Source organism: Brevundimonas sp. EU05-FHT14B07 (genome assembly GCF_058790795.1).
In genome coordinates this window covers 122461-144965 of the sequence record NZ_JBYTCZ010000005.1, presented here as the reverse complement: position 1 = coordinate 144965, position 22505 = coordinate 122461, and the positions used below count along the sequence as shown (strand labels likewise).

At 66.3% G+C, this 22505-nt stretch carries 25 protein-coding genes; 10 read left to right on the top strand and 15 right to left on the bottom strand.

Features of this window, described 5'->3' with window-relative positions; all coding sequences use genetic code 11:
- Position 1 precedes the first annotated feature (1 nt).
- Together AC3WRC_RS13045 and rnr are read right to left on the bottom strand one after the other, a co-directional pair.
- Positions 2-703, bottom strand: coding sequence for an NUDIX hydrolase (locus tag AC3WRC_RS13045; RefSeq protein WP_055754794.1), 702 nt, complete (start codon positions 701-703; stop codon positions 2-4).
- Positions 700-3009, bottom strand: a complete 2310-nt coding sequence (rnr, locus tag AC3WRC_RS13040) for a ribonuclease R (RefSeq protein ID WP_066551915.1) — start codon at positions 3007-3009, stop codon at positions 700-702. Before rnr ends, AC3WRC_RS13045 begins: the two co-directional genes overlap by 4 nt.
- 118 nt (positions 3010-3127) lie before the next feature.
- Here rnr and AC3WRC_RS13035 point away from each other — a divergent pair, with 118 nt between their 5' ends.
- Together AC3WRC_RS13035 and AC3WRC_RS13030 are read left to right on the top strand one after the other, a co-directional pair.
- Positions 3128-4528 carry a pyridoxal-phosphate dependent enzyme gene (locus tag AC3WRC_RS13035; protein ID WP_492304121.1) on the top strand — a complete coding sequence of 467 codons (1401 nt, stop codon included), beginning with the start codon at positions 3128-3130 and terminating at the stop codon, positions 4526-4528.
- 4 nt (positions 4529-4532) lie between these two features.
- The gene (locus tag AC3WRC_RS13030; RefSeq protein WP_492304120.1) at positions 4533-5696 is read left to right on the top strand and encodes a cystathionine gamma-synthase; all 1164 of its coding nucleotides are present in this window, start codon (positions 4533-4535) and stop codon (positions 5694-5696) included.
- Between the two features lie 2 nt (positions 5697-5698).
- On the opposite strand, the gene AC3WRC_RS13025 is transcribed toward AC3WRC_RS13030, so the two are convergent.
- The 5 genes from AC3WRC_RS13025 to AC3WRC_RS13005 all read right to left on the bottom strand — a co-directional run bounded on the left by AC3WRC_RS13025 (position 5699) and on the right by AC3WRC_RS13005 (position 8302).
- The gene (locus AC3WRC_RS13025) at positions 5699-5956 is read right to left on the bottom strand and encodes a hypothetical protein (RefSeq protein WP_055754797.1); all 258 of its coding nucleotides are present in this window, start codon (positions 5954-5956) and stop codon (positions 5699-5701) included.
- Between the two features lie 23 nt (positions 5957-5979).
- Positions 5980-6174, bottom strand: a complete 195-nt coding sequence (locus tag AC3WRC_RS13020) for a S1 domain-containing protein (protein ID WP_055754798.1) — start codon at positions 6172-6174, stop codon at positions 5980-5982.
- A 51-nt stretch (positions 6175-6225) separates the two neighbouring features.
- Positions 6226-6438, bottom strand: a complete 213-nt coding sequence (locus tag AC3WRC_RS13015; RefSeq protein WP_008260450.1) for a cold-shock protein — start codon at positions 6436-6438, stop codon at positions 6226-6228.
- 176 nt (positions 6439-6614) lie between these two features.
- Positions 6615-7331, bottom strand: a complete 717-nt coding sequence (locus AC3WRC_RS13010) for a TorF family putative porin (protein ID WP_492304119.1) — start codon at positions 7329-7331, stop codon at positions 6615-6617.
- A 38-nt stretch (positions 7332-7369) separates the two neighbouring features.
- Positions 7370-8302, bottom strand: coding sequence for an NAD(P)H-dependent flavin oxidoreductase (locus AC3WRC_RS13005; protein WP_292080755.1), 933 nt, complete (start codon positions 8300-8302; stop codon positions 7370-7372).
- 472 nt (positions 8303-8774) lie between these two features.
- Between AC3WRC_RS13005 and queF the strand changes: the two genes are divergently transcribed.
- Positions 8775-9236 (top strand): preQ(1) synthase, encoded by a 462-nt coding sequence (gene queF / locus AC3WRC_RS13000; protein WP_492304195.1) that lies wholly within the window; start codon positions 8775-8777, stop codon positions 9234-9236.
- A gap of 39 nt (positions 9237-9275) precedes the next feature.
- Here the strand turns inward: queF and AC3WRC_RS12995 are convergent, their stop codons facing one another.
- A complete protein-coding gene (locus tag AC3WRC_RS12995; RefSeq protein ID WP_066551911.1) occupies positions 9276-10043 on the bottom strand; it encodes an EAL domain-containing protein in 768 nt (255 codons plus the stop codon).
- Between the two features lie 158 nt (positions 10044-10201).
- Between AC3WRC_RS12995 and AC3WRC_RS12990 the strand changes: the two genes are divergently transcribed.
- Positions 10202-11074, top strand: coding sequence for a DUF817 domain-containing protein (locus tag AC3WRC_RS12990; protein WP_492304118.1), 873 nt, complete (start codon positions 10202-10204; stop codon positions 11072-11074).
- On the opposite strand, the gene AC3WRC_RS12985 is transcribed toward AC3WRC_RS12990, so the two are convergent.
- Positions 11046-11708, bottom strand: a complete 663-nt coding sequence (locus AC3WRC_RS12985; RefSeq protein ID WP_284878041.1) for a DedA family protein — start codon at positions 11706-11708, stop codon at positions 11046-11048. The two genes, AC3WRC_RS12990 and AC3WRC_RS12985, sit on opposite strands and share 29 nt — an antisense overlap.
- A gap of 72 nt (positions 11709-11780) precedes the next feature.
- Entirely contained in the window at positions 11781-12374 is a 594-nt protein-coding gene (locus AC3WRC_RS12980) for a nitroreductase family protein (RefSeq protein WP_284878042.1), read from the bottom strand.
- Positions 12375-12419: 45 nt separating this feature from the next.
- On the opposite strand from AC3WRC_RS12980, the gene AC3WRC_RS12975 reads away from it, so the two are divergent.
- The 3 genes from AC3WRC_RS12975 to AC3WRC_RS12965 all read left to right on the top strand — a co-directional run bounded on the left by AC3WRC_RS12975 (position 12420) and on the right by AC3WRC_RS12965 (position 14169).
- Positions 12420-13046 (top strand): NUDIX domain-containing protein, encoded by a 627-nt coding sequence (locus tag AC3WRC_RS12975; RefSeq protein ID WP_492304117.1) that lies wholly within the window; start codon positions 12420-12422, stop codon positions 13044-13046.
- Between the two features lie 20 nt (positions 13047-13066).
- Positions 13067-13894, top strand: coding sequence for a serine O-acetyltransferase (gene cysE, locus AC3WRC_RS12970; protein WP_066554922.1), 828 nt, complete (start codon positions 13067-13069; stop codon positions 13892-13894).
- A gap of 65 nt (positions 13895-13959) precedes the next feature.
- Positions 13960-14169: a DUF3126 family protein gene (locus AC3WRC_RS12965; protein WP_017504669.1), complete on the top strand. Its 210-nt coding sequence runs from the start codon at positions 13960-13962 to the stop codon at positions 14167-14169.
- A gap of 81 nt (positions 14170-14250) precedes the next feature.
- Here the strand turns inward: AC3WRC_RS12965 and AC3WRC_RS12960 are convergent, their stop codons facing one another.
- Together AC3WRC_RS12960 and AC3WRC_RS12955 are read right to left on the bottom strand one after the other, a co-directional pair.
- Complete coding sequence (locus tag AC3WRC_RS12960; protein ID WP_307511762.1) at positions 14251-14502, bottom strand: DUF2164 domain-containing protein; 252 nt, start codon at positions 14500-14502, stop codon at positions 14251-14253.
- A complete protein-coding gene (locus tag AC3WRC_RS12955; protein WP_055754807.1) occupies positions 14499-16406 on the bottom strand; it encodes an ABC-F family ATP-binding cassette domain-containing protein in 1908 nt (635 codons plus the stop codon). The genes AC3WRC_RS12960 and AC3WRC_RS12955 overlap by 4 nt, the downstream gene beginning before the upstream one ends.
- A gap of 151 nt (positions 16407-16557) precedes the next feature.
- Between AC3WRC_RS12955 and ndk the strand changes: the two genes are divergently transcribed.
- Both ndk and AC3WRC_RS12945 read left to right on the top strand, forming a co-directional pair.
- Positions 16558-16977, top strand: coding sequence for a nucleoside-diphosphate kinase (gene ndk, locus AC3WRC_RS12950; protein ID WP_017504672.1), 420 nt, complete (start codon positions 16558-16560; stop codon positions 16975-16977).
- A gap of 211 nt (positions 16978-17188) precedes the next feature.
- Positions 17189-17389 (top strand): YMGG-like glycine zipper-containing protein, encoded by a 201-nt coding sequence (locus tag AC3WRC_RS12945; RefSeq protein WP_017504673.1) that lies wholly within the window; start codon positions 17189-17191, stop codon positions 17387-17389.
- A 90-nt stretch (positions 17390-17479) separates the two neighbouring features.
- Here AC3WRC_RS12945 and AC3WRC_RS12940 read toward each other — a convergent pair whose 3' ends face one another.
- The 3 genes from AC3WRC_RS12940 to purM all read right to left on the bottom strand — a co-directional run bounded on the left by AC3WRC_RS12940 (position 17480) and on the right by purM (position 21263).
- Positions 17480-19549 (bottom strand): M13 family metallopeptidase, encoded by a 2070-nt coding sequence (locus AC3WRC_RS12940; RefSeq protein ID WP_492304116.1) that lies wholly within the window; start codon positions 19547-19549, stop codon positions 17480-17482.
- 87 nt (positions 19550-19636) lie between these two features.
- Positions 19637-20221 carry a phosphoribosylglycinamide formyltransferase gene (gene purN, locus AC3WRC_RS12935; RefSeq protein ID WP_492304115.1) on the bottom strand — a complete coding sequence of 195 codons (585 nt, stop codon included), beginning with the start codon at positions 20219-20221 and terminating at the stop codon, positions 19637-19639.
- A 4-nt stretch (positions 20222-20225) separates the two neighbouring features.
- Positions 20226-21263 (bottom strand): phosphoribosylformylglycinamidine cyclo-ligase, encoded by a 1038-nt coding sequence (purM, locus tag AC3WRC_RS12930; RefSeq protein ID WP_492304114.1) that lies wholly within the window; start codon positions 21261-21263, stop codon positions 20226-20228.
- A 79-nt stretch (positions 21264-21342) separates the two neighbouring features.
- Here purM and rnd point away from each other — a divergent pair, with 79 nt between their 5' ends.
- Entirely contained in the window at positions 21343-22491 is a 1149-nt protein-coding gene (rnd, locus tag AC3WRC_RS12925) for a ribonuclease D (protein WP_492304113.1), read from the top strand.
- The last annotated feature ends 14 nt before the right edge of the window (positions 22492-22505 follow it).

Sequence of the window (22505 nt, the reverse complement as noted above, 5' to 3'; positions counted from 1 at the left end):
TTCAGTCCCTGTGTTCGACCGTGTGCCGACCCCGCACCATCCGCACGAAGGGCAGGGGCCGGTTCGGGTGTTTCAACCGCTCGGCCAACTCCCCCAACACAAACCGGGTGATGGCGGGCAGGTCCAGTGCGCGCGCCTCGTCCAACGGCAGCCAGGCGATCTCGTCCAATTCGCCCGACCCCGCGGTCGGCTCCGGGCTCAGCAGGGCATCGGCCGGGGCCATGAAGAAGCGGGCGTCGAACCGGCGGGTCCGGCCCGGCGGCGTAATGGCGCGCGCGACATAGGACAGGACCGACAGATCGGGCAGCGCGCCGGCCTGGCGATACTCGCGCCAAGGTCCGGCGACGGAGGCGCGGGGCGCCGGCCGCCCCAGAATGAGCCCTGTCTCCTCGAACGTCTCGCGCACCGCCGTCAGGGCCAGGGCGCGCGCACGGCGAGCGGGCAATTCGCCTTCCAGTCGCCGCGCAACCTCGCCCGACAACTCATCCGTCGCGGCGGCGTTGAAGTCGCTGCGATCGATCCGCCCACCCGGAAACACCCACTTCGACGCCATGAACACATGGCCAGGCGCGCGCCGCCCCATCAGCACCTCGGGCCGATCGCCGCCACGCGTCAGGATCAGCGTCGCCGCATCCTTCGGCCGCTGAGCCCCGCCGACACGCGGGGCGTCGGCCAGATCCTGAGCGGCGTCGAAAGGGGTCACTTGCGCTTGCCCTTCCTCACACCCTTCAGGCCGCCGGAGGGTTTGGAGCCGTTGCGGGGCTTGGGGCCGCCAGGGCGGTTCTTGCCGCGCATCGGCGGGCCGTCACCGCCGCGGCCGCGAATGCCGTAGCGTGGGGCCGGGGCGTTGGGATCGCGGGGTTCGGGCTCGCTGAGCATTTCGAACACCAAGCCACCCGTGACGGGGGTCGCCTCGCGCAGCTTGACCTCCACCATGCGGCCCAGGGTGAAGCGTTTACCCGTGCGTTCGCCGACAAGGGCGTGGGCGCGGTCGTCGTGGGTGAAGTATTCGCTGCCGAGCGTGGAGACGGGCACCAGGCCGTCCGCGCCCGTGTCCTCCAGACGAATGAACAGGCCGAACCGCGTCACGCCGGTGATCCGCCCGGCGAAGGTCGCGCCGACGTGCTCTTCCAGATAGGCGGCGATATAGCGATCCATTGCGTCGCGCTCGGCGGCCATCGACCTGCGCTCGGTCATGGTCACGCCCTCGGCGATGGCCGGCAGTTCGGCGATCTCGCGGTCGGTCAGTCCGTCCTTGCCCAGATTCAGCGCCCGGATCAGGCCGCGGTGGACGATCAGGTCGGAATAACGCCGGATCGGCGAGGTGAAGTGGGCGTAGCGATCCAGGTTCAGGCCGAAGTGGCCGATATTCTCGGGGCTGTAGATCGCCTGCATCTGGCTGCGCAGGACCACCTCGTTGACGACATCGGCGTGTTCGGTGTTGCGGGTCTCGTCCAGCAGTTTGTTGAACCGCTTGGTCGTGCCGGGCTCGCCCTTGTTCCAGGGCTTGCCGATAGTCGACAGGAAGTCGGCCAGGTTGAAGATCTTCTCCTGGCTGGGTGTGTCGTGCACGCGGTAGATCAGCGGCGTCTTCTTCTGCTCCAGCGTTTCGGCGGCGCAGACGTTGGCCTGGATCATCATCTCTTCGATCAGCCGGTGCGCCTCCAGCGAAGCGCGCTTTTCGATGGAGGCGATGCCGCCATCGGGCGCCATGCGGATGCGGCGTTCGGCCGACTCGATCTGCAGCGGGCTGCGCTTCAGCCGGCCCTTCAGCATGGCGTGATAAGCGTTCCACAGCGGATAGAGGATCGCCTCCATGATCGGGCCGGTCGTGTCGTCCGGTTGTCCATCGATGGCGGCCTGCGCCTGCTCGTAGCTGAGCTTGGCGTGCGACCGCATCAAACCGCGCACGAACCTATGTTCGGTCTTTCGGCCGTCCTTGTCGAAGACCATCCGCACGGCGAGACAGGCGCGGTTCTCGCCCTCCTTCAGGCTACACAGACCGTTCGACAACACCTCCGGCAGCATCGGCTCGACCCGATCGGGGAAATAGGTCGAGTTGCCCTTGTCGCGCGCCTCGCGGTCCAGCTGGCTGCCGGGGCGGACGTAGGCGGCGACGTCGGCGATGGCGACCCAGACGATCCAGCCGCCCTCATTCTTCGGATCCTCATCGCGCGCCGCATAGACGGCGTCGTCGTGGTCGCGCGCATCGGCGGGGTCGATGGTGATGAAGGGGACCTCGCGCAGGTCCTCGCGCCCCTTCAGAGTCGGCAGGGCCTGATCCTCGGCCTCGCGTTCGACCGCTTCGGAGAAGCCCGTCGGGACGCCGTGGGCGTGGATGGCGATCAGGGAGGCGGCGCGGGGATCATCCTCCTTGCCGATGTGCTCAAGGATCTTGCCGCGCTTGGGACCATAGCGTTGGTCGCCTTTTTCAATGGCGGCCAGAACCAGGTCGCCGTCGCGCAGGTCGCCGGATTGGGCCTGGGGCACCACCAGCACGTCCTTGGAGCGACGATCGACCGGCTCGACACGGGTTTCGCGCGCTGACTTGCGGATCACGCCCAGGACGCGGTTGGTCCCCACGTCCAGCTTCTTGATCAGCCGGGCTTCCCAACCCTCCGCGCCGCGCTGGAACTTCACCAGCACGCGGTCGCCTAGGCCAGGGGCGGCCTTTGACTTGTCGGGCATCAGAATGGCGCGCGGGGCGTCGGGACTGGCCTCGACCAGGCGAACATACAGTTCGCCGTCGCCGTCGCGCTCGATCACATCGGCGACGCCGACGGGGGGCAGGGCGCCGGCTTCGGAAAAGCCTTTGCGACCGCGTTTGCCCAGTCGCCCTTCGGCTTCCAGTTCGCGGATCATTTCCCGCAAGGCCCTGCGGTCACCGCCTTTCAGCCCGAAATGGCGCGCGATGTCGGTCTTCTCGGCCGATCCGGCCTCGCGCAGAAAGGCGACGAGGGTGTCTTTGTCGGGGAGACCGGCGGGCGGCCTCTTGGATGATTTGGTCATTATGTCTTTCGTAGCGCGGAACCGCGCCCTTGAGTAAATCTTGAGGGGTCAAATCTTGCGTGAGTTGACCATGTGAAGGCGGGGCTTCAGCTTCCGCCCGCCCCGAATGGAGTTTTCGATGTCCCTGACCGCCCCCGCCCTGAGCGCGACCGTCTCGTCGCCGCTGGATCTGATCGGCAAGACGCCGATGGTGGAGGTGACGAAGATCGACACCGGCCCGTGCCGCCTGCTGCTGAAGCTGGAGTCCCAGAACCCCGGCGGTTCGATCAAGGACCGGATCGCCATCTCCATGCTGGACGCCGCCGAGCGCAAAGGCTTCCTGAAGGAAGGCGGCACCATCGTGGAGGCGACGGCGGGCAACACCGGCCTGGCGTTGACGCTGGTCGGTCGGGCCCGGGGGTATAAGGTGCTTCTGGTCATTCCGGACAAGATGTCCAAGGAAAAGATTCAGCATCTCAGGGCGATGGGCGCCGATGTTCGTCTGACGCGTTCGGACGTCCCGCATGGCCATCCGGAATATTACACAGACATGGCCGAGCGTCTGGCCCAGGGCATTCCCGGCGGCTTCTATGTCAACCAGTTCGCCAACGCCGCCAACGCCGAGGCCCATGTGAATACGACGGGCCCCGAAATCTGGGAGCAGACGGGCGGCGACATCGACGCCTTCGTCGCCGGCATCGGCTCGGGCGGCACGATCACGGGCGTGGCGCAGTTTCTGAAGAGCGTTGGCTCGAAGGCCCAGATCATCTTGGCCGATCCCGTCGGCTCGACCTTGGCCGGCATCGTCAACGACGGCGTGCCGGGGCCGGAAGGCAGCTACACCGTCGAGGGAATCGGCCAGAACTTCGTGCCCGATACGGCGGACATGAGCCTGATCGACAAGGCCTATTCGATCCCCGACGCCGAGGCGATCGCCACGGCGCGCGAACTGCTGCTTAAGGAAGGTATTCTGGCCGGCTCGTCGTCCGGCACCCTGATCGCCTCGGCCCTGCGCTGGTGCCGCGAGCAGACGGAGGCCAAGACCTGCGTCACCTTCGTCTGCGACACTGGGGCCAAGTATCTCTCCAAGGTCTATAACGACGCTTGGCTGGCGGATCAGGGCCTGGGCGAGCGCGAGCTGCATGGCGACCTGTCGGACCTGATCAACCGCAAATACGAGAAGGGCGACGTCGTCGTCGCCGGGCCGGGCGACACCTTGGACACCGCCTTCAAGCGCATGAAGGGCGCCGACGTATCGCAACTGCCAATCATCGAAGACGGCCGGCTGGTCGGGATCTTGGACGAAAGCGACCTGATCCGCATCATGAACACTGACGAGATCACGCGGAAGGAGCGGTTCGCCAAGCCGGTGGCCTCGGCCATGACGCGGGATCTGGACACGCTTCAGGTCAATGAGCCTCTGGACGCCCTAATCCCTGTCTTCGACCGCGACCGGGTGGCCATCGTGTTGGACGGCGAGCGGTTCGTCGGCCTGATCACGCGCACCGACCTGATCAATCACCTCAGCCTGAACCGGTAAGCTTATGACTGACAAGAAGAACAGCCAGGGCTTTTCGACCCGCGCCATCCATGCGGGCCAACATCCTGACCCGACCACGGGCGCAGTGATGACGCCGATCTACGCAACCTCGACATACGCTCAGGAAAGCCCGGGCGTGAACAAGGGTTATGAGTATGCGCGGGGCAAGAACCCGACGCGCGAGGCGTTCGAGGCCTGTATTGCGGACCTGGAGGGCGGCACGCACGGGTTCGGCTTCGGCTCGGGCATGGCGGCGACCTCGACGGCGCTGGAGTTGCTGGATGCGGGCGATCACATCGTCACCGGCGACGACCTGTACGGCGGCTCGTGGCGACTGTTCGAGAGGGTGCGCAGGCGAACCATGGGGCTGGACTTCGCCTATGTGGACCTGAGCGACATCGCGGCGGTCGAGGCCGCGATCACGCCCAAGACCAAGATGCTGTGGGTCGAGACGCCCACCAATCCCCTGATGAAGCTGGCCGACATCGCCGCCCTGTCGAAGGTGGCCAAGGCGCATGGTCTGCTGCTGGTCGTGGACAACACCTTCGCCACCCCCTTCTGCCAGCAGCCGCTGAGCCTGGGGGCGGACGTGGTGATGCACTCGGCGACCAAATACCTGAACGGCCATTCGGACATTATCGGCGGGGTACTGGTGACGGCCGACGCCGAGCTGGCGACGCGGATCAAGTTTCTGCAAAACTCGGTCGGCGGGATCATGGGGCCGTTCGACGCCTTCCTGGCCAACCGGGGGCTGAAGACTCTGGCGCTGAGGATGAAGGCGCACTGCGAGAACGCGCTGACCATCGCACGCTGGCTGGAGACGCGCGCGGGGATCGCCAAGGTGATCTATCCCGGCCTGATCGCCCACCCGCAGCATGAGTTGGCCGCGCGCCAGATGCACGGCGGCTTTGGGGGGATGGTGACGGTGATCCTGGAGGGCGATCTGGAGCGCACCAAGCGGGTGCTGGAGCGGGTTCAGGTCTTCACCCTGGCGGAATCGCTAGGCGGGGTCGAAAGCCTGGTGAACCACCCGGCGATCATGACCCACGCCAGCGTGCCCAGGGAGGTGCGCGAGGCGGGCGGCGTGACCGACAACCTGATCCGGCTGTCGGTCGGGGTCGAGAACGTCGAGGATCTGATCGCAGATCTGGATCAGGCCCTGGGCTGATCTCAGCTGGAGGGAAGGGCTGTCTGGTGTCCGGTGACAGGCGGCAGCTTCTTCTTGGGGGCGGCGCGCTTGACCGGGGCTTTTGCGGGCTTGGGCAGGGCCGCGCGGCGGGCCATTTCGGTGTCGATGACCGGGATGATGTCGCTGGCGGCCATGACCTGGGTCGAGGCGCCGTGTTCGACCAGGCGGGCGGCGTTGGCGCGCAGCGTCGTCAGGTCGGCGTCGGTCATCGCGGGGATCATGTCGGCGAGCGGGGTCATGTCGGCATCCGTATGCAGAAGCCTCAGGGCTGGCGCGACAGGCGCCAGCCCTTCAGCTGATTGAAGGCGATTTCCACCGTCACGCGGTCGCCCAGCAGCGAGACGCCCGTCTGGGCGCCCAGCGAGGGCAGGACCGTGATCAGGTGGCCGTTGTCCAGGCGAACGCGACGGCCGCCGAGCGGCATCAATTTGATGACCTCGCCGTCGAAGGCGATCACGCCGGCCCTGGTCGGGGCCGGCTCGTTCGTGTTGGACGCTTGGAGCGTGTCCTACTCCGCCGCCGTAAGGCGACCGGCGGACTCTTTGCCGGAGCGCGAATCGCGCTCGATTTCGTAGGAAATCTTCTGGCCTTCGTTCAGCGAGCCGACGCTCGAGGTTTCGACGGCCGAGGCATGGACGAAGACGTCCTTGCCGCCGTCATCGGGCGCGATGAAGCCGTAGCCTTTGGTGGGGTTGTACCATTTTACAGTGCCGGTAGCCATTTGGAGACCTCCGTCTGGCGTTGACCGCAGGGAGGGATCCCTGGTCGGCCTGTCGGGTCTGAATGGGATCGGCTTTTGGACCTCGGTGCGTGATGCAAAGGGAGCAGCGGCGTTACGCAGAGAGATCGACCAAACCTAGATGGGCGCCCGACAACCGTTACGCAAGGGGCTGGCGATCAGAAGGCGTAGGCGACCTTTGCGACCAGGGCGTCCTCATATTGTTCGCCGAAGGTGTGGGCGTCGGTGTCGTAGTAGCGCAGGTCGAGCTCAAGGGCGTCGGTGAGGGCGTAGGTCACGCCGGCGTTCCAGCCGGTGTAATCGGGCGCGCCGTTCTGTTCGCGACGACCGACGGCGACCGTGCCGTTCAGGCGGTTGGTGAAGTCCCAGCCCAAGCGGCCCTCGACCCAGGTGAAGCTGTCGGTCGAGCCGGCGGCGTCGGGCGAATACTGGACCTGCAGTCGCGCGCTGGCCGGGCCGATCGAGCGGCTGGCGTTGCCGGTGATCTCCCAGGCGTCCTGATCATAGCCGGCTTCGGCGTCGAGGCGGTTCTTGTAGGCGACGTTGAAGTCGAACCGATAACCGAAGGCCTCGGGCTGATAGCCGACCACGAACTCGGCCTCGACGTTGGAGCCGCCGGCCTGGATCGTCTGGAAGCCGGGGCCGACGTAGAACAGGCCGTCCGCGCTTTCCCAGGTCGCCGAGCCGAAGGCGTAGCCGTCGTTGCCGGACTTGGACGCATCCTTGGAGCGGTTGTCCGTGCCCGCGCCCAGTTCGAAGGACCAGGCGTCACGCGCGGACGTCGGGGCGGACGCAGGCGCCGACTGGGCGGCGGCCGGCAGCGCAACGGCGAGCACGGAGACGTAGAGGGCGGCGAGGACGGTCGTGCGGATCATGGGGGCTCCAGCGCGAGAGAAGCGGATTTGCGCCGCCTTTAGCGTGCTCCGGCCTTGATGGCGAATTCCTCCGTGGCCTGAGCGAACTCTTGTCGCAGGCGCGCGACCAGTTCGGCGGTCGGCAGGACGTCGTGGATGGCGCCCGCGCCTTGGCCGGCGGACCAGACGGTCTTCCAGGCCTTGGCCTCGTCGCCCATGTCCAGCTTGTGCTCTGGCAAGGTCTTCGGATCGATGCCGTTCTCGATCAGCGACTTGCTCATGAAGTTGGCAGGGATGCCGGACACGGCGGGCGTGTGGACGATGTCGGTCGCGCCGCTGTCGATGACCATCTGCTTGTAGGCGTCGGCGGCCATGGCTTCGGTCGTGTTGATGAAGCGCGTGCCCATATAGGCGAAATCCGCGCCCAGCATCAGGGCGGCCGCCACGTCCTGACCCGTCGAAAGCGCGCCTGACAGGATGATGGTCCCCTTGAAGAAGCTGCGAACCTCATTGACCAGGGCGAAGGGGTTGATGATGCCCGCATGGCCGCCCGCGCCGTTGGCAACCAGGATCAGACCATCGACGCCGGCCTCGGCCGCTTTTCGCGCATGACGAATGTTGGCGATGTCATGGAAGACCTGACCGCCGTAGCCGTGGACCGCGTCGACCACGTCGCGCACGGCGCCCAAGGAGGTGATGATCAGCGGCACCTTCTCCTCGACCGACACCATCATATCGGCCATCAGCCGGGGGTTGGTCGGATGAACGATGTGGTTGACGCCGAAAGCCGCGGCCTCGGGCTTCAGCCGACCTTTGATCTCCTGAATCCAGTCCCGATAGCCCTCGGTCGTGCGCTGGTTCAGCGACGGGAAGGTGCCGATCACGCCCGCATTGCAGGCCTCGACCACCAGATCCGGTCCGGACACCAGGAACATCGGCGCCGAAATGATCGGCAGGATCAGACCTTTTTGCAGCGAAGCGGGAATGGCCACGGGCGTCTCCTTTGGTTTTCTTTCGCTACGCTTAGCGGGCTGTCGCCGGGGAAGGCAATCGCGGGGATTTCAGACGGTGGCGCGAAAAAATGAGTCTAATTCGTCTAATCTCGGGCCGGAGGCGGGGTGAAAGCGGGCAGGCGGCGACGGCGGGTGAAAACCGGCCATCATACGACGGTCCGGATCGAGGATCAGTCGATTGACGCTGGTCGCGGCGAAGGCGTTGAAAGGGCGAGGGAAGCCGTCCGGGATTACGATGGCTGGCTGATCGTATCCTTTCTCCCGTTGGGAGACGGTGGCCCGAGGGCCGGATGAGGGGCGGTCGGTTGGCCAGATCACGCCGTCCGACCCTCACCCTTTCGCGCAATGACGCCAGCTGACGCCGCCGTGCGCTCAAGCCCTCTCCCAATGGGAGAGGGAAGTGGAGCGGGGGAGGATTTTCATACGCGTCGCAAGCGCCTAAATGCGCCCCATGACCCACTATACCGACAACCTCAGCCAGCTCGGCGTCCAGACCGCCGCTCCGACCAGTCCCGAGACGGCGGTGCTGGAGCGTGTGCCGAACCCGCATGCTGACACGCTGTATCTGGCCCGGTTCACGGCGCCGGAGTTCACCAGCCTGTGCCCGGTGACGGGCCAGCCGGATTTCGCCCACATCGTCATCGACTATGCGCCGGGCGACTGGCTGGTCGAGTCCAAGAGCCTGAAGCTGTATCTGACCAGCTTCCGCAATCACGGCGCCTTCCACGAGGATTGCACCGTCGCCATCGGCCGCAAGCTGGCGGACCTGCTGGAACCCAAGTGGCTGAGGATCGGCGGATACTGGTATCCGCGCGGCGGCATCCCGATCGACGTCTTCTGGCAGACCGATGCGCCGCCCGAAGGGCTGTGGCTGCCGAACCAAGGCGTGCCGACCTATCGCGGGCGAGGATAGTCAGGGCGCGTCTGTCGTTCGTCGGCGCGCGCGTGGCGATCAGGCGCTCAGGGCGGCAGGCGCAGCCTGGTCAGGCCAGGCGACAGGCGACAAGGCTTCCAGGGCCGGTTTCGCCAACAGATAGCCCTGCATCAGATCGACGCCGAGGTCGCGCAGGACATCGTGTTCGGCCAGGGTTTCGATGCCTTCGCAGACCGGCTGGATGCCCAGGTCCCGCAGCATGTTCAGCGTGTGGCGCACGATGGTGCGTTTGACCGTGTTGGTGTCGATGTCGCGCACCAGGGCCATGTCCAGCTTGACGATGTCGGGCTGGAACAGGCTGAGCAGGCCCAACCCCGCATAGCCGGCGCCGAAGTCGTCGATGGCGGTCTTGAAGCCCATGGCGCGATAGGATCGCAGGATGTTCAGGATGTGGTCGGTGTCCATCACCTCGCTCTCGGTGAACTCGAAGATGATCCGATCCACCGGGAAGTTGGTGCGCATAGCCGCCGCCAGGGTGGCGCGGATGCAAGCGCGCGGTTCATAGACGGCGTTGGGCAGGAAGTTGATCGACAGGCTGGCGCCGCCCGCCGTCATATCCAGACCGGCGGCGAGATCGATGGCGGTCGTGCGGCATAGCTGATCGAAGGCATAGCGGTTGTCGTGGGAGATATGCGACAGAACCTGACCCGCGCCCCGGCCGTCCTTGCCCCGCACCAGGGCCTCGTAGGCGAAGACCGTCTGGGTCGTCACATCGACGATCGGCTGGAACGCCATGGTGATCGGCAGGTCAAACCCCGCCCCATCCTTACAACCTGCGCAAGACATAAGCTTCTCCTACTGGCCGGCAAGTCTAAGGCGGCAGGCGTTAAAGACTGATGTCGAAAAGGAAATTCGTTCTCGGGTTCCTTTCGTGCGGTTGAGACGCCGCGGCGTGGGAGCCGTCCGCTCTTGAAGTTTCGCGCTGGGCCGTCACGGGTAGTGCGATGAACCACGCACTTCCGCTCGAAGCCTGGGGGCGCCGTCTGATGACGCGGGCGGAGGCGTGGGCGGATGGGACCAGACCGCGTCGATACGCCTATGAGTTCCTGTGGTTCGGGCTGAAGCAGGGGTGGGCGTGTCTGTTCGGGGGGCTGATGCTGGCCCTGATCCTGGGGACGTTTCTGCTTTGGCCGGAGGGGGCGCCGGTGTCCCGTTACGATTTCCTGGCCGTCGGGGCGGTGGTGATCCAGGCGGCGATGCTGATCTTCCGGCTGGAGAGCTGGGAAGAGGCGCGGGTGATCTTCCTGTTCCATGTGGCGGGGACGATCATGGAGCTGTTCAAGACCGCGCACGGGTCGTGGGTCTATCCCGAGGACAGTCTGCTGCGGATCGGGGCGGTGCCGCTGTTCTCCGGCTTCATGTATGCGGCGGTCGGCAGCTATATCGCGCGGGTGCAGCGCATCTTCCATATTCGGGTGCGGAGGTATCCGCCGCTGTGGACGACCTGGGTGCTGGCGGCGGCGATCTACATCAACTTCTTCGCCCATCACTGGCTTCCGGATTTTCGAAAAGTCCTATTTGTGCTGACGATCCTCTTGTTCTGCCGAGGCTGGTTCTTCTTCACCGTCGATCGGATGCGATTGAAGATGCCGTTGCTGTTGGGCTTCGGCTTGGTGGCCCTATTCATCTGGTTCGCCGAGAACCTGGGCACGCTGGGGCGGGCCTGGGTCTATCCGGGGCAGGCCGACGGGTGGGAGATGGTGTCCCTGGCCAAGCTGGGCAGCTGGTTCCTGCTGATGATCATTTCGGTGGTGCTGGTCTCGTTGGTGCACCGACCGGAAGAGGAACTTAGCGGCCCTGTAACGCCCCGCGCATGATGGCGGACTTGCGGCTCATGCGGGCCTTCACCAGGCGATAGGCCACGGCGACAATCAGGATGGTCACGGCGAGGGCGCCGATCAGAAGGGTGGGGCCGTGGGCCTCGCTGAGGACTTCCATCTTCGCCAGGCCCTGGGCGGCGAGATAGCCCGGCGCCAGCATGGCCAGCACCCAGACGATCCCGGATGTGACATTGCCGAACTGGAAGGCGCGCTGACGCATCCTGAGCATGCCCAGGGTCAGGGGCACGAAGGCGCGCAAGGGCCCGAAGAAGCGGCCGACGAAGATCGACATGACGCCGTAGCGACGGCAGTACAACCGCGTCCAGGCGATGCGGCGGCGGTGCGCCGTGAACATCGGGCGCTGGAGGAAGCGCACGCCCAGCCGACGTCCGGCCCAGTAGGAGATGGCGTCGCCGATCACCGCGCCGATGACGCAACCGACGATGACATTGACGGGGTCCAGCACGCCGGCTGCGATCAGGCCGCCCGCCGCGACCAGCAAGCCGGTGGCGGGCACGAAGGCGCCGACGACCGCCAGCGACTCGACGAACACGACCAGGCCCAACATGACGCCGGCCCACATATGGTTGCGGGCGACGAAATCGCCCACGGCTTGCAACAGGGAATCCATACGAAGGCCTTGGGGGAGGAAGGCGGGGTCGGTCGAGGTCAAACCGACTTGGGGCGACCTTATGTCACCCGCTTACGGCAGGCGTGTGACCTTGGCGGCCATGTCGGGACGCGGGCGTTCCAGCGCCGGTTCGTTCAGCGTGCCGATGTGGATGAAGCCGGCGACGCTCTCGCCCTCGGTCAGGCCGAACAGGGCGACGCCTTGCGGATCGTAGCTGTACCAGTCGGTGATCCAGCTGGACGAATAGCCGAAGCCGGATGCCGCGTGTTCCAGGTTCATGCAGACCGCGCCCGCCGACAGCTGTTGCTCCCAGATCGGCTTGGACCCTTCGACCGGCGTCGAGACGACCAGGATGGTGACGGGCGCGGCGGTGAGCTTGGCCAGCACGGCCTGATCCTTGGCCGGGCCGTTCCTGAGTTCGACCAGCACGGCGAGGCGGGCGGCGATGTCGGCGCGCGATTGGGGGCCCAGGACCACGAACCGCCACGGGAACAGCTTGCCGTGGTCGGGCGTGCGGGCGCCCAGGGTCAGAATCTCGTCCAGTTCCGCCTCGGACGGGCCGGGCGCGACCAGGGCCTGGGCCGGGGCGGAGCGCCGCTGGGCCAGGCGGTCCCGAAAATCTTTCGAGGGAACGGGCGGGGGCAGGGGTTCGTTGAGCGCGACCATGCCGTCTAGCTAGGCTTTCATCCGCGTCTTCGCCATAGGTGGCCCATGCGCAAATCCGACGAACCGAAATGGGCCGAGGGGATGGCGAAACCGCCGGCGTGGCGCAGCGACGGAACCGAGACGGTGTTCGATAGCCCTTGGATGGCGCTGACCCGGCATCCGGCGACGGCGCCGACCGGGATGAAGGCCGACTATGCCGTCGTGCGGTTCAAGAACGTTGGGACCGGCGTCCTGCCCGTCCACGACGACGGAACGGTGACTTTGGTGGGCCAGCAGCGGTTCGCCCACGCCAACTACAGCTGGGAAATGCCCGAAGGCGGTGCGCCGCTGGACGAGAATCCGTTCGACGGCATCCGGCGCGAACTGGCCGAAGAGGCGGGATTGCAGGCCGAGCATTGGCTGCCGGCGCTTAAGGTCGAGATGTCGAACTCCATCACCGACGAGATCGGCATGACCTGGATCGCCTGGGGCCTGTCGCCTGCGCCGACCGATCCCGATCCCACCGAGATCATCGCCGTGGTGCGCGTGCCGTTCGTCGATCTGCTGGACGAGATCGGGCGGGGAACGGTGCGCGACAGCCTGACGGTGGCGACGGCCTACAAGGCCTATCATATGGCGATGAACGGCGAACTGCCCGAGGCGCTGGCGCGCCCCTTGCTGAGGCGCGTATGATGTCGCCGAAGGAGCCGGTCATGGCCAAGCTGGAAGTCGTCGCAGAACTCAAAATGGACAGCGTGTGGCGTCAGCTGCGCGCCTCGGCCGAGGCAGCGTCGCGCGAGGAGCCGCAACTGGGCTCGCAGATGAATGCGGTGATCCTGTCGCACGACGACCTGGCGGGCGCGCTGAGCTTCCAGATCGCGCGCAAGCTGGCGGACGGCGAGATGAGCGCCATGTCGGTGCGCGAGGTCTGTCTGTCGGCGTTCAAGGCCGATCCGTCGATGGTCGAGGCCGCGGAGGCGGATTTGCAGGCTGTGGCCGAACGCGACCCGGCGATCCGCAACCTGTTGCAGCCCTTCCTGTATTTCAAAGGCTTCCAGGCCTTGCAGGGCTGGCGCGTGGCGCACTGGCTGTGGGGACAAGGGCGCGAGACGCTGGCCTTCCACTTCCAGAGCCGGATCTCAGAACTTTTCCAGCTGGACATCCATCCGGCCGCGCAGATGGGCAAGGGGCTGTTTCTGGATCACGGCACGGGCATCGTGATCGGCGAGACGGCGGTGGTCGGCGACGACGTGTCGATGCTGCATGGGGTGACCCTGGGCGGGACGGGCGCCGAGCGCGGCGACCGCCATCCCAAGATCGGCAAGGGCGTTCTGCTGGGCGCCGGGGCCAAGGTGCTGGGCAATATCCACGTCGGCGACTACGCCAAGGTGGCGTCCGGCTCGGTGGTGCTGAAGGCCGTGCCGTCCGGCTGCACCGTGGCGGGGGTGCCGGCCCGGCTGGTCAACTGCCCGACCAACGCCGAACCGGCCCGGACGATGGATCACACCTTGGCCGAGGTGGTGTACGACTTCGTCATCTGACGGGTTTCCCTGAACGGCCGATGTCTCTAGGGTCCGCCGCCAACGTCCAGACCATGAGGCCCCCCGTGAAAGACACCGACCTGAAGCGCATCGAGGCGCACCTCAAGCGCACCTTCAACACCGGCGGCATCATCGTGAAGGCCCGCCCCAAGCAGAATGACTCGGCCGAGGTCTATGTCGGCGACGAGTTCATCGGCATCGTCTTCGAGGACGAGGACGAGGAAGGTTCGTTCATGTTCGAAATGGCGATCCTGGCCGAAGACCTTCCGGCCTAAAACGCCGACCGATCCGACCGCCCGGCGTGAATGCGCCGGGCGGTTTTCGTTTGCGCCGACCTGTTCAGCGATACGGGTCGGTCAGCGCGTGGGGGCCGCGCGTTCGAGGCCATACAGCGCCTCGACGATGTCCTCGGCCTTCTGCTGGACCAGTTGCTGGGCGTCGTGGACGCCGCGATTGTAGAAGGCGCCGCCGATCTCCTTCCCGATGAAGTCCAGCAGCATCTCGGCCGGAAGCTGGCCGAGTTCCTGATCCAGTTCTCGGGCGAAGTAGTCGCGCAGTTTGGCGGTGATCGCCGCGCGGTCTTCCTTGGAGAATTCGATCGGTTTCATGCGACCTCGGCGAGAGCCTCTTCGGCCGCCACCCAGGCGGCTTCGGCGGCGGCCAGATCGGCCTCGGTCTTGGCGCGGGCGCGGGTCAGGCCTTCGAGGGCCTTGGGATTGCTGACCGAGGCGGTGGCCATGTCGTCGTCGATACGGGCGATCTCGGCCGTCAGGCGGGTCATCGTCTCCTCCGCCTTCTTGACCGCATGGCGCAGGGTCGAGGGCGAGGGGCCGGATCGCTTCTTGTTGCCCCTATCGTTCGCGCCGCGGGCGCTCTCTGCTTGAGGGGCGCCTGAGTTCGCCTTGGCCTCTTCCTTCTTGATCTGGCTGGGCTTGGCGATGGCCTGTTTCGCGCGGTCGAGGACGAACTTGGCGTAGTCGTCCATGTCGCCGTCAAAGGGTTTCACCGTGCCGTCGGCGGCCAGCCACAGGCGATCCGCCACCATCTCCATCAGCGAGCGGTCGTGGGTGATCAGGATGACGGCGCCGTTGTAGTCGTTCAGCGCGTCCAGCAGGGCGCGGCGGCTGTCGATGTCCAAGTGGTTGGTCGGTTCGTCCAGGATCAGGACGTGCGGCGCATCCATCGCCACCATGTTCAGCAGCAGACGCGCGCGCTCGCCGCCCGACAGGCTGTCGACCGTGGTTTCCTGCTTCTCATAGCCCAGGCCGAACTGGGCCAGCTTGGAGCGGCGGGCGCTTTCGGGTGCATCCGGCATGGCGCGGCGGATGATCTCCAGCGGCGTATCGGTCGGATCCATCGCCTCGATCTGGTGCTGGTGGAACCAGCCGACGCGCATCTTCCTGTCGCGGTGAAGCTCGCCCTCGGACACGTCCAGGGCGCCAGCGATCATCTTGGCGAAGGTGGATTTGCCGGCGCCGTTGACGCCCAGCAGGCCGATGCGGTCGTCCAGGTCCATGCGCAGGTTCAGATTGCGAAGGATCGGCTTGCCCGGCTCATAGCCGACATTGGCCCGCTCCAGCCGGATCAACGGCGGCGCCAGCGGACGCGGCGGCGAGGGCAGGGTGAAGGGGGCGACGCGCTCCTCGATCGTGGTGGCGACCGGCTGCATCTTCTCCAGTCGCTTCATGCGCGACTGGGCCTGGGCGGCCTTGGAGGCCTTGGCCTTGAACCGGTCGACGAAAGCCTGAAGGTGGGCGCGTTCGGCGTCCTGCTTGGCCTTGGCCGACAGCTGCAGCCGGGCTTTCTCGGCGCGGGCCTTTTCGAAAGCGTCGTAGTTGCCGGTGTAGAGGGTCAGGGTGTGGTTCGCGAGGTGCAGGATATGGGTGCAGACCTCGTTCAGCATCTCGCGGTCGTGGGAGATGATCAGGGCGGTGTGCGGGTATTTCTTAAGCCGCGCCTCCAGCCACAGGGCGCCTTCCAGGTCGAGATAGTTGGTCGGTTCGTCCAGCAGCAGCATGTCCGGCTCGGCGAACAGGGCGGCGGCCAGGGCGACGCGCATCCGCCAACCGCCCGAGAACTCCGACATCGGCCGGGCCTGGTTTTCCTGATCGAAGCCCAGACCGACCAGGATTTCGGCGGCGCGCGCGGGCGCGGCGTCGGCGTCGATCTCGATCAGGCGCGACCAGATCTCGCCCATCTCTTCCGGTTCGGCGGTCTCAAGCCGGCCCAGCAGGGTGTGGCGTTCGACGTCGGCCTCAAGGATGGTGTCGATGACGCTGACGGGGGTCGCCGGATGCTCCTGATCGACCGAGCCGATACGGGCGGTCTTGGGCAGGCTGATCTCGTCGCCGGCGGCGTGAAGCTCGCCCAGGATCAGCTTGAACAGGGTCGATTTGCCGATGCCGTTGCGGCCGACCAGACCGACCTTTGAGCCGGGCGGCAGGCTGACGGAGGCGTCCACGAGAAACTTGCGGCCCCAGGCGTTGAAGGTCAGGTCGGTGATCTGGAGCATTGCGGCGAAGGTTCTTCGGTTGGTCGGCGTCCCTCAATCGGCAGGTCGCCATGCGGCGTGCGTCAGGGATGCAAAAAGGGACGGTTGGAAACGCGGGAGGTGGTCGCTATAAGCCCGCGACACTCAATCTCCCAACAAGAAGTCAATTCCCATGACCGAACGTACCTTCTCGATCATCAAGCCCGACGCCACGCGCCGCAACCTGACCGGCGCGATCAACGCCGTGATCGAGGGCGCCGGCCTGCGCATCGTGGCCCAGCGCCGCGTCAAGCTGACGACCGAACAAGCCAAGAAATTTTACGAAGTGCACGCCGAGCGCCCGTTCTACGGCGAGCTGGTCGAGCAGATGACGGCCGAGCCGGTCGTCGTTCAGGTGCTGGAAGGCGACAACGCCGTCGCCGCCTATCGTGAAGTCATGGGCGCCACCAACCCGGAACAGGCCGCCGAAGGCACCATCCGCAAGCAGTTCGCCCTGTCGATCGGTGAAAACTCGGTCCACGGTTCGGACAGCCAGGACAACGCCAAGATCGAGATCGCCCAGTTCTTCACCGACGACCAGATCGTCGGCTAAGCGCTCAAGTTGCGAGGAACCGCGTTCCGAGCGTAGCGCGAGCACAAGGCGCTCAAGCCGCGAGGGACCGCGTCCCGAGCGTAGCGCCAAAACAAAGCGATGCGAGAGCGACGCCTCTCGCATAGCGTGACTATATAGGCCCGCGCCCGGAACCGGACGCGGGCCTTGTCGTTTGGTGGTCATTATCTCGTTCGTCTCCCGGAGAAGACCCATGAAGACCATGATCAAACTGGCCCCCGTCATCGGCGTCGTGGCCCTGCTGGCCGCCTGCGGCCAAACGATGGAACAACGCGCCGCCACCGGCGCCCTGGGCGGCGCTGTCGCCGGTCAGGTCATCGGCGGCAACACGGGTTCGACCGTGGCCGGCGCCGCCATCGGCGCCGTCGCCGGCGCGGCGACCAAGCCCCGCTGAATCAGGCTCAGTCTCTGGGGCGAAAGCCCGAATGACAAAAAGGCCCGGAGCGTCGCTCCGGGCCTTTTCTACGTCTGACCTCTGGCGCCTTTACCAGATGCGGGCGCGGGCCTCGGGCGCGATATATTCCTTCTGGTCCGGCGAGACGCCGAAGGCCGCATACCAAGCGTCGATGTTGCGCGGCGAGGTCGCGGCGCGCACCGGGCCGGGCGAGTGCGGGTCGGTGGTCAACTGCTCCTTCAGCGCCGCCTCGCGGGACTTCTCGCGCCAAACCTGCGCCCAGCCCAGGAAGACGCGCTGATCGCCCGTCAGCCCGTCGATGACCGGCGCCGGCTGGCCGTTCAGAGACTTGTGATAGGCGTCTAGGGCCAGCAGCAGGCCGCCGAGGTCGGCGATATTCTCGCCCATCGTCAGGTCGCCGTTGACGTGCACGCCGGGGATCGGCTCCAGCTTGTCGTAGATGTCGCCCAGCACCTTGGCGCGCGCCTCGAAGCGGGCGGCGTCTTCCGGCGTCCACCAGTCGCGCAGCACGCCGTCGCCGTCCGACTTGCGGCCCTGATCGTCAAAGCCGTGGGTGATCTCATGGCCGATGACCGCGCCGATGCCGCCGTAGTTGACGGCCGGGTCCGCGTTCGGATCGAAGAAGGGCGCCTGCAGGATGGCGGCCGGGAAGACGATCTCGTTGCGCGGCGGGTTATAGTAGGCGTTCACCGTCTGAGGCGTCATGCCCCATTCCAGCGGATCGACCGGCTTGCCGATCTTGCCGCGCTTGTAGGCCCATTCGAAGGCCGAGGAGCGTTCGACGTTGCCGTACAGGTCGTCGGCCTTCAGCTCTAGGCCGTCATACGAGCGCCACTTGTCGGGATAGCCGATCTTCACCCCGAACTTGGACATCTTGTACAGGGCCTGCTCCCGCGTGGGCTCGCTCATCCAGTCCAGGGTCTTCAGCCGCTCGGTCATGGCGTCGCGGATATTGCCAACCAAGGCCTCCATCTGGGCCTTGGACGAAGCGGGGAAGTGCAGGCGGACGTATTCCTGGGCCAGGACCTCGCCTAACTGGCTGTCGACCAGCGCCACGCCCCGGTTCCAGCGGGGACGGTTTTCAGGCTGACCGCGCAGCGTCTTGCCGCGGAAGTCGAAGCGAGCGTCGACGAAGGCCTTGGACAGATAGGGGCTGGCCTGATCGACGACGTTGAACGCCTGCCAGGCCTTCAGCGTCTCAATGGGGGTGTCGGCGAACACCTGGGCGATGGCGGGGATGGCGGTGTTTTCCATCAGCACCAGGGTGTCGACGTCCGACACCTGGGCCCCCGCCAGGAAGCCGGCCCAGTCGAAGCCGGGAGCCAGGGTCGCCAGGTCCGAGGCCTTTGCCGGGTTGTACAGCTTGTCTATCTGGCGACGCTCGACCGTCGTCCACTGCTTGTCGGCGACCTTGGTCTCGAAGGCGAGGATGTCGGCGGCGGTCTTGGCCGGATCGGCCCAGCCGATGGCGGTCAGGGTGGTCGTCAGATAGGCCAGATAGGCCTCGCGCTGGGCGGCGAAGTCGGGCTTCAGATAGTAGTCGCGGTCCGGCAGGCCCAGCGATCCCTGACCCAGATAGGCCGAGTTCAGATTGGGGTTCTTCAGATCCTCGAACACATCGATGCCGAACAGGGAGCCGCCGAAGCCCGAATGGCTCTCGCCCATCAGGCGCGCCATTCCGGCGTGGTCGGTGACCGCCTTGACGGCGGCGAGGTCGGCGGCCAGCGGCGTCGCGCCAAGCTGTTCGATCTTCGCCTCGTCCATGAAGCTGGCGTACAGGGCGCCGACCTTGCGGGCGTTCTCGTTGGCGGGATTGGCGGCGCTGGTCTCGATGATCGACTTCAGCTGGGACTGGGCGTTCTCATACAGAACGTCGAACGGGCCGAAGCGCGACTTGTCGGCCGGAATCTCGGTCGTGCGCAGATAGGTCCCGTTGGCGTATTCGTTGAAGTCGTCGCCGGGCTTCACCGAGGTGTCGCGACCGGCCAGATCGAAGCCCCAGGCGCCGAAGGGGCTGTGGGCCGTGCCGGGCATGCCGTGCGAATGCTGGGCCGAAGCGTCCTGGGCCGAGGCCGCGCCGCCGGTAAGAGCGACGACGATACAGGCCGAGCAGGCGGCCATCAGACGAATGCGAGTCATGGATAGAGAGGGTCCCGATTGAGGTCGGGCGCACCATTGCGCCGGTGCGGCGGTCTGTCGCATGACGTTTTTGTAATCTTCGCGCCGCTAACGGCGGGGCAGGTCTCGGCAGAAGTCGGCCAGCACCTGCGGGTAAAGCTGATGCTCCGCCGTCTTGACCCGTTCGGCCAGCGCCTCGGCCGTATCGCCCTCGACGATCGGCACGCGCGCCTGGCCCAGGATCGGGCCCTCGTCCACGCCCTCGGTCACCAGATGGACCGTGCAGCCGCCCTCGGCGTCGCCGGCGGCGATGGCGCGGGCGTGAGTGTCCAAGCCGGGATAGAGGGGCAGCAGGCTGGGGTGGATGTTCAGCATCCGCTCGCGCCAGCCGCCGACGAGCCAGGGCGTCAGAACGCGCATATAGCCGGCCAGCGCCACGACCTCGACGCCGGCGTCGCGCAGGACCGCGTCCAGCGCCCGCTCATGCGCCTCGCGATCCTTCCCGAACGGTTTGTGCGCCACGGTCGTCGTCGCCACGCCCTTGGCCGCCGCAATCGCCAGACCGCCCGCGCCCTCGATGTTCGACAGCACCAGCACGACCTCATAGCCGCTGTCCGGCGCCTGACCGGCGTCGATCAGAGCCGCCATGTTGGAGCCCGCCCCCGAGATCAGGACGGCGACGCGCGTCGTCACGAGTTCAGGCCGCTTCCAGTTGTCCGCAGACGAAGGCGACTTCGCCGGCGTTGAGAAGGGCCGCCAACACGGGCTCGGCGTTCTCGGGCGAGACGATCAGGATGAAACCGACGCCGCAGTTGAAGGTGCGGCGCATCTCGTGGTCGCTGATGCCGCCGGTTTCGGCCAGCCACTGGAAGACGGCCGGCATGGGCCAGGCGTTCCAGTCGAAGCGGGCCTGCAGACCCTCGGCGATGCAGCGAGGCGGGTTTTCGATCAGCCCGCCGCCGGTGATGTGGGCTGCGCCCTTGACCAGGCCCGCCTTCATGATCGGCAGGACCGGCTTCACATAGATGCGGGTCGGCTCCATCAGGGCCTGGGCCAGCGAGCGGTCCTTGGCGAAGGGGGCGTCGTCGCCCCAGGCCAGGCCGGACTTCTCGACCACCTTGCGCACCAGCGAATAGCCGTTGGAGTGCGGGCCGGTGGAGGCCAGGCCGATGATGACGTCGCCGGCCGCCTGGCGATCCAGATAGGGCAGGGCGTGGCCGCGCTCGACGGCGCCCAGGCTGAAGCCGGCGAGATCGTAGTCGCCCTCGGTGTACATGCCCGGCATTTCGGCGGTTTCGCCGCCGACCAGAGCGCACCCGGCCTGGCGACAGCCCTCGGCGATGCCGGCGACGACGCGGCGGGCGGCGTCGATCTCAAGCCGGCCGGTGGCGTAATAGTCGAGGAACAACAGGGGCTCGGCCCCTTGGGCCAACAGGTCGTTGACGCACATGGCGACCAGATCGACGCCGACGCCGTCATGACGGCCGGTCTCGATGGCGATCTTCAGCTTGGTGCCGACGCCGTCGGTGGTGGAGACGATCAGCGGGTCCTGGAAGCCGGCGGCCTTAAGGTCGAACAGGGCGCCGAATCCGCCCAGCGAGGGCTCCGATCCGGGGCGCGCCGTCGATTTCGCCAGTGGCTTGATATGTTCGACCAGCATTTCACCCGCGTCGATGTCCACGCCCGCATCGGCGTAGGTCAGACCGTTTTCGAGAGGCTTTTGGGTGTCGCTCATGGGATCTCGGGCCTGAATCGGGGCGGAAATGCAGCGCGGCTCTTGCCACAGGTAGGATGCGCGGGGCTATAGCATCGGAATGACGCCGATCACCACCACCGAGGCGCTGGCCGATTTCTGCGCCCGCGTAGCCACAGCCCCCTTCATCACGGTCGACACCGAGTTCATGCGGGAAACGACCTATTGGCCGAAGCTCTGCCTGATCCAGGCGGCCTCAGCCGATCACGCCGCCATCATCGACCCGATGGCGGAAGGGCTGGATCTGGAGCCGTTCCTGGAGCTGTTGCGCGACGAGAAGATCGTGAAGGTCTTCCACGCCTGTCGCCAGGACGTGGAAATCTTCGTGCGCCTGGGGGCCATGCCCAAGCCGATGTTCGACACCCAGGTCGCGGCCATGGCGGCGGGCTTCGGCGAACAGGTCGCCTATGATTCGCTGGTGCGGCAGATGTTGCGCATCGAGGTGGACAAGGGCAGCCGCTTCACCGACTGGGCGCGCCGGCCGTTGTCGGAGAACCAACTGGTCTATGCGCTGGGCGACGTCACCCACCTTGCGGCGCTTTATCCCAAGCTGCGCGACCGGCTGCAGAAGGAAGGCCGACTGGAGTGGGTGATGTCGGAGATGGAGAGCCTGACCGATCCGGCCCTCTACGACACCAATCCCGAAAACGCCTGGAAGCGGCTGAAGCCCAAGAAGTTCTCGGCCAAATATCTGGCGGCGTTCAAGGCCGTCGCCGTCTGGCGCGAGCGGGCGGCGCAGGAGCGCGACCAGCCGCGCGGCCGCATCCTGAAGGACGAGGGCATCGACGAGATCGCCCAACAGACCCCGACGGATGTCGAGGCCTTCAATCGCCTGCGCTCGGTGCCCAAGGGTTTTGGCGGTTCACGCCTGGGTCTGGAACTGGCCGAGGAGCTGAAGCGGGTTCTGGCCGATCCCGAAGCCTTTGCGCCCGAGATGGAGCGTCCGGCCCACCGCCAGCCGGCGCCGCCGTCGGTCGTGGAGCTGTTGAAGGTGCTGCTGAAGGCCAAGAGCGACAACGCCGGCGTGGCCTCCAAGCTGATCGCCACCGTGTCGGACCTGGAAAAGATCGCCATAAGCGACGATGCCGACATCGACGCGATGAAGGGCTGGCGCCGTCAGATCTTCGGCGAGGACGCGCTGAAGCTGAAGCGCGGGGAGATCGCCCTGGTGCTGAACGGCGCGCGGGTGGAAGTCGTCGAGATCGAGTAGGGGCGAGCGTCTCC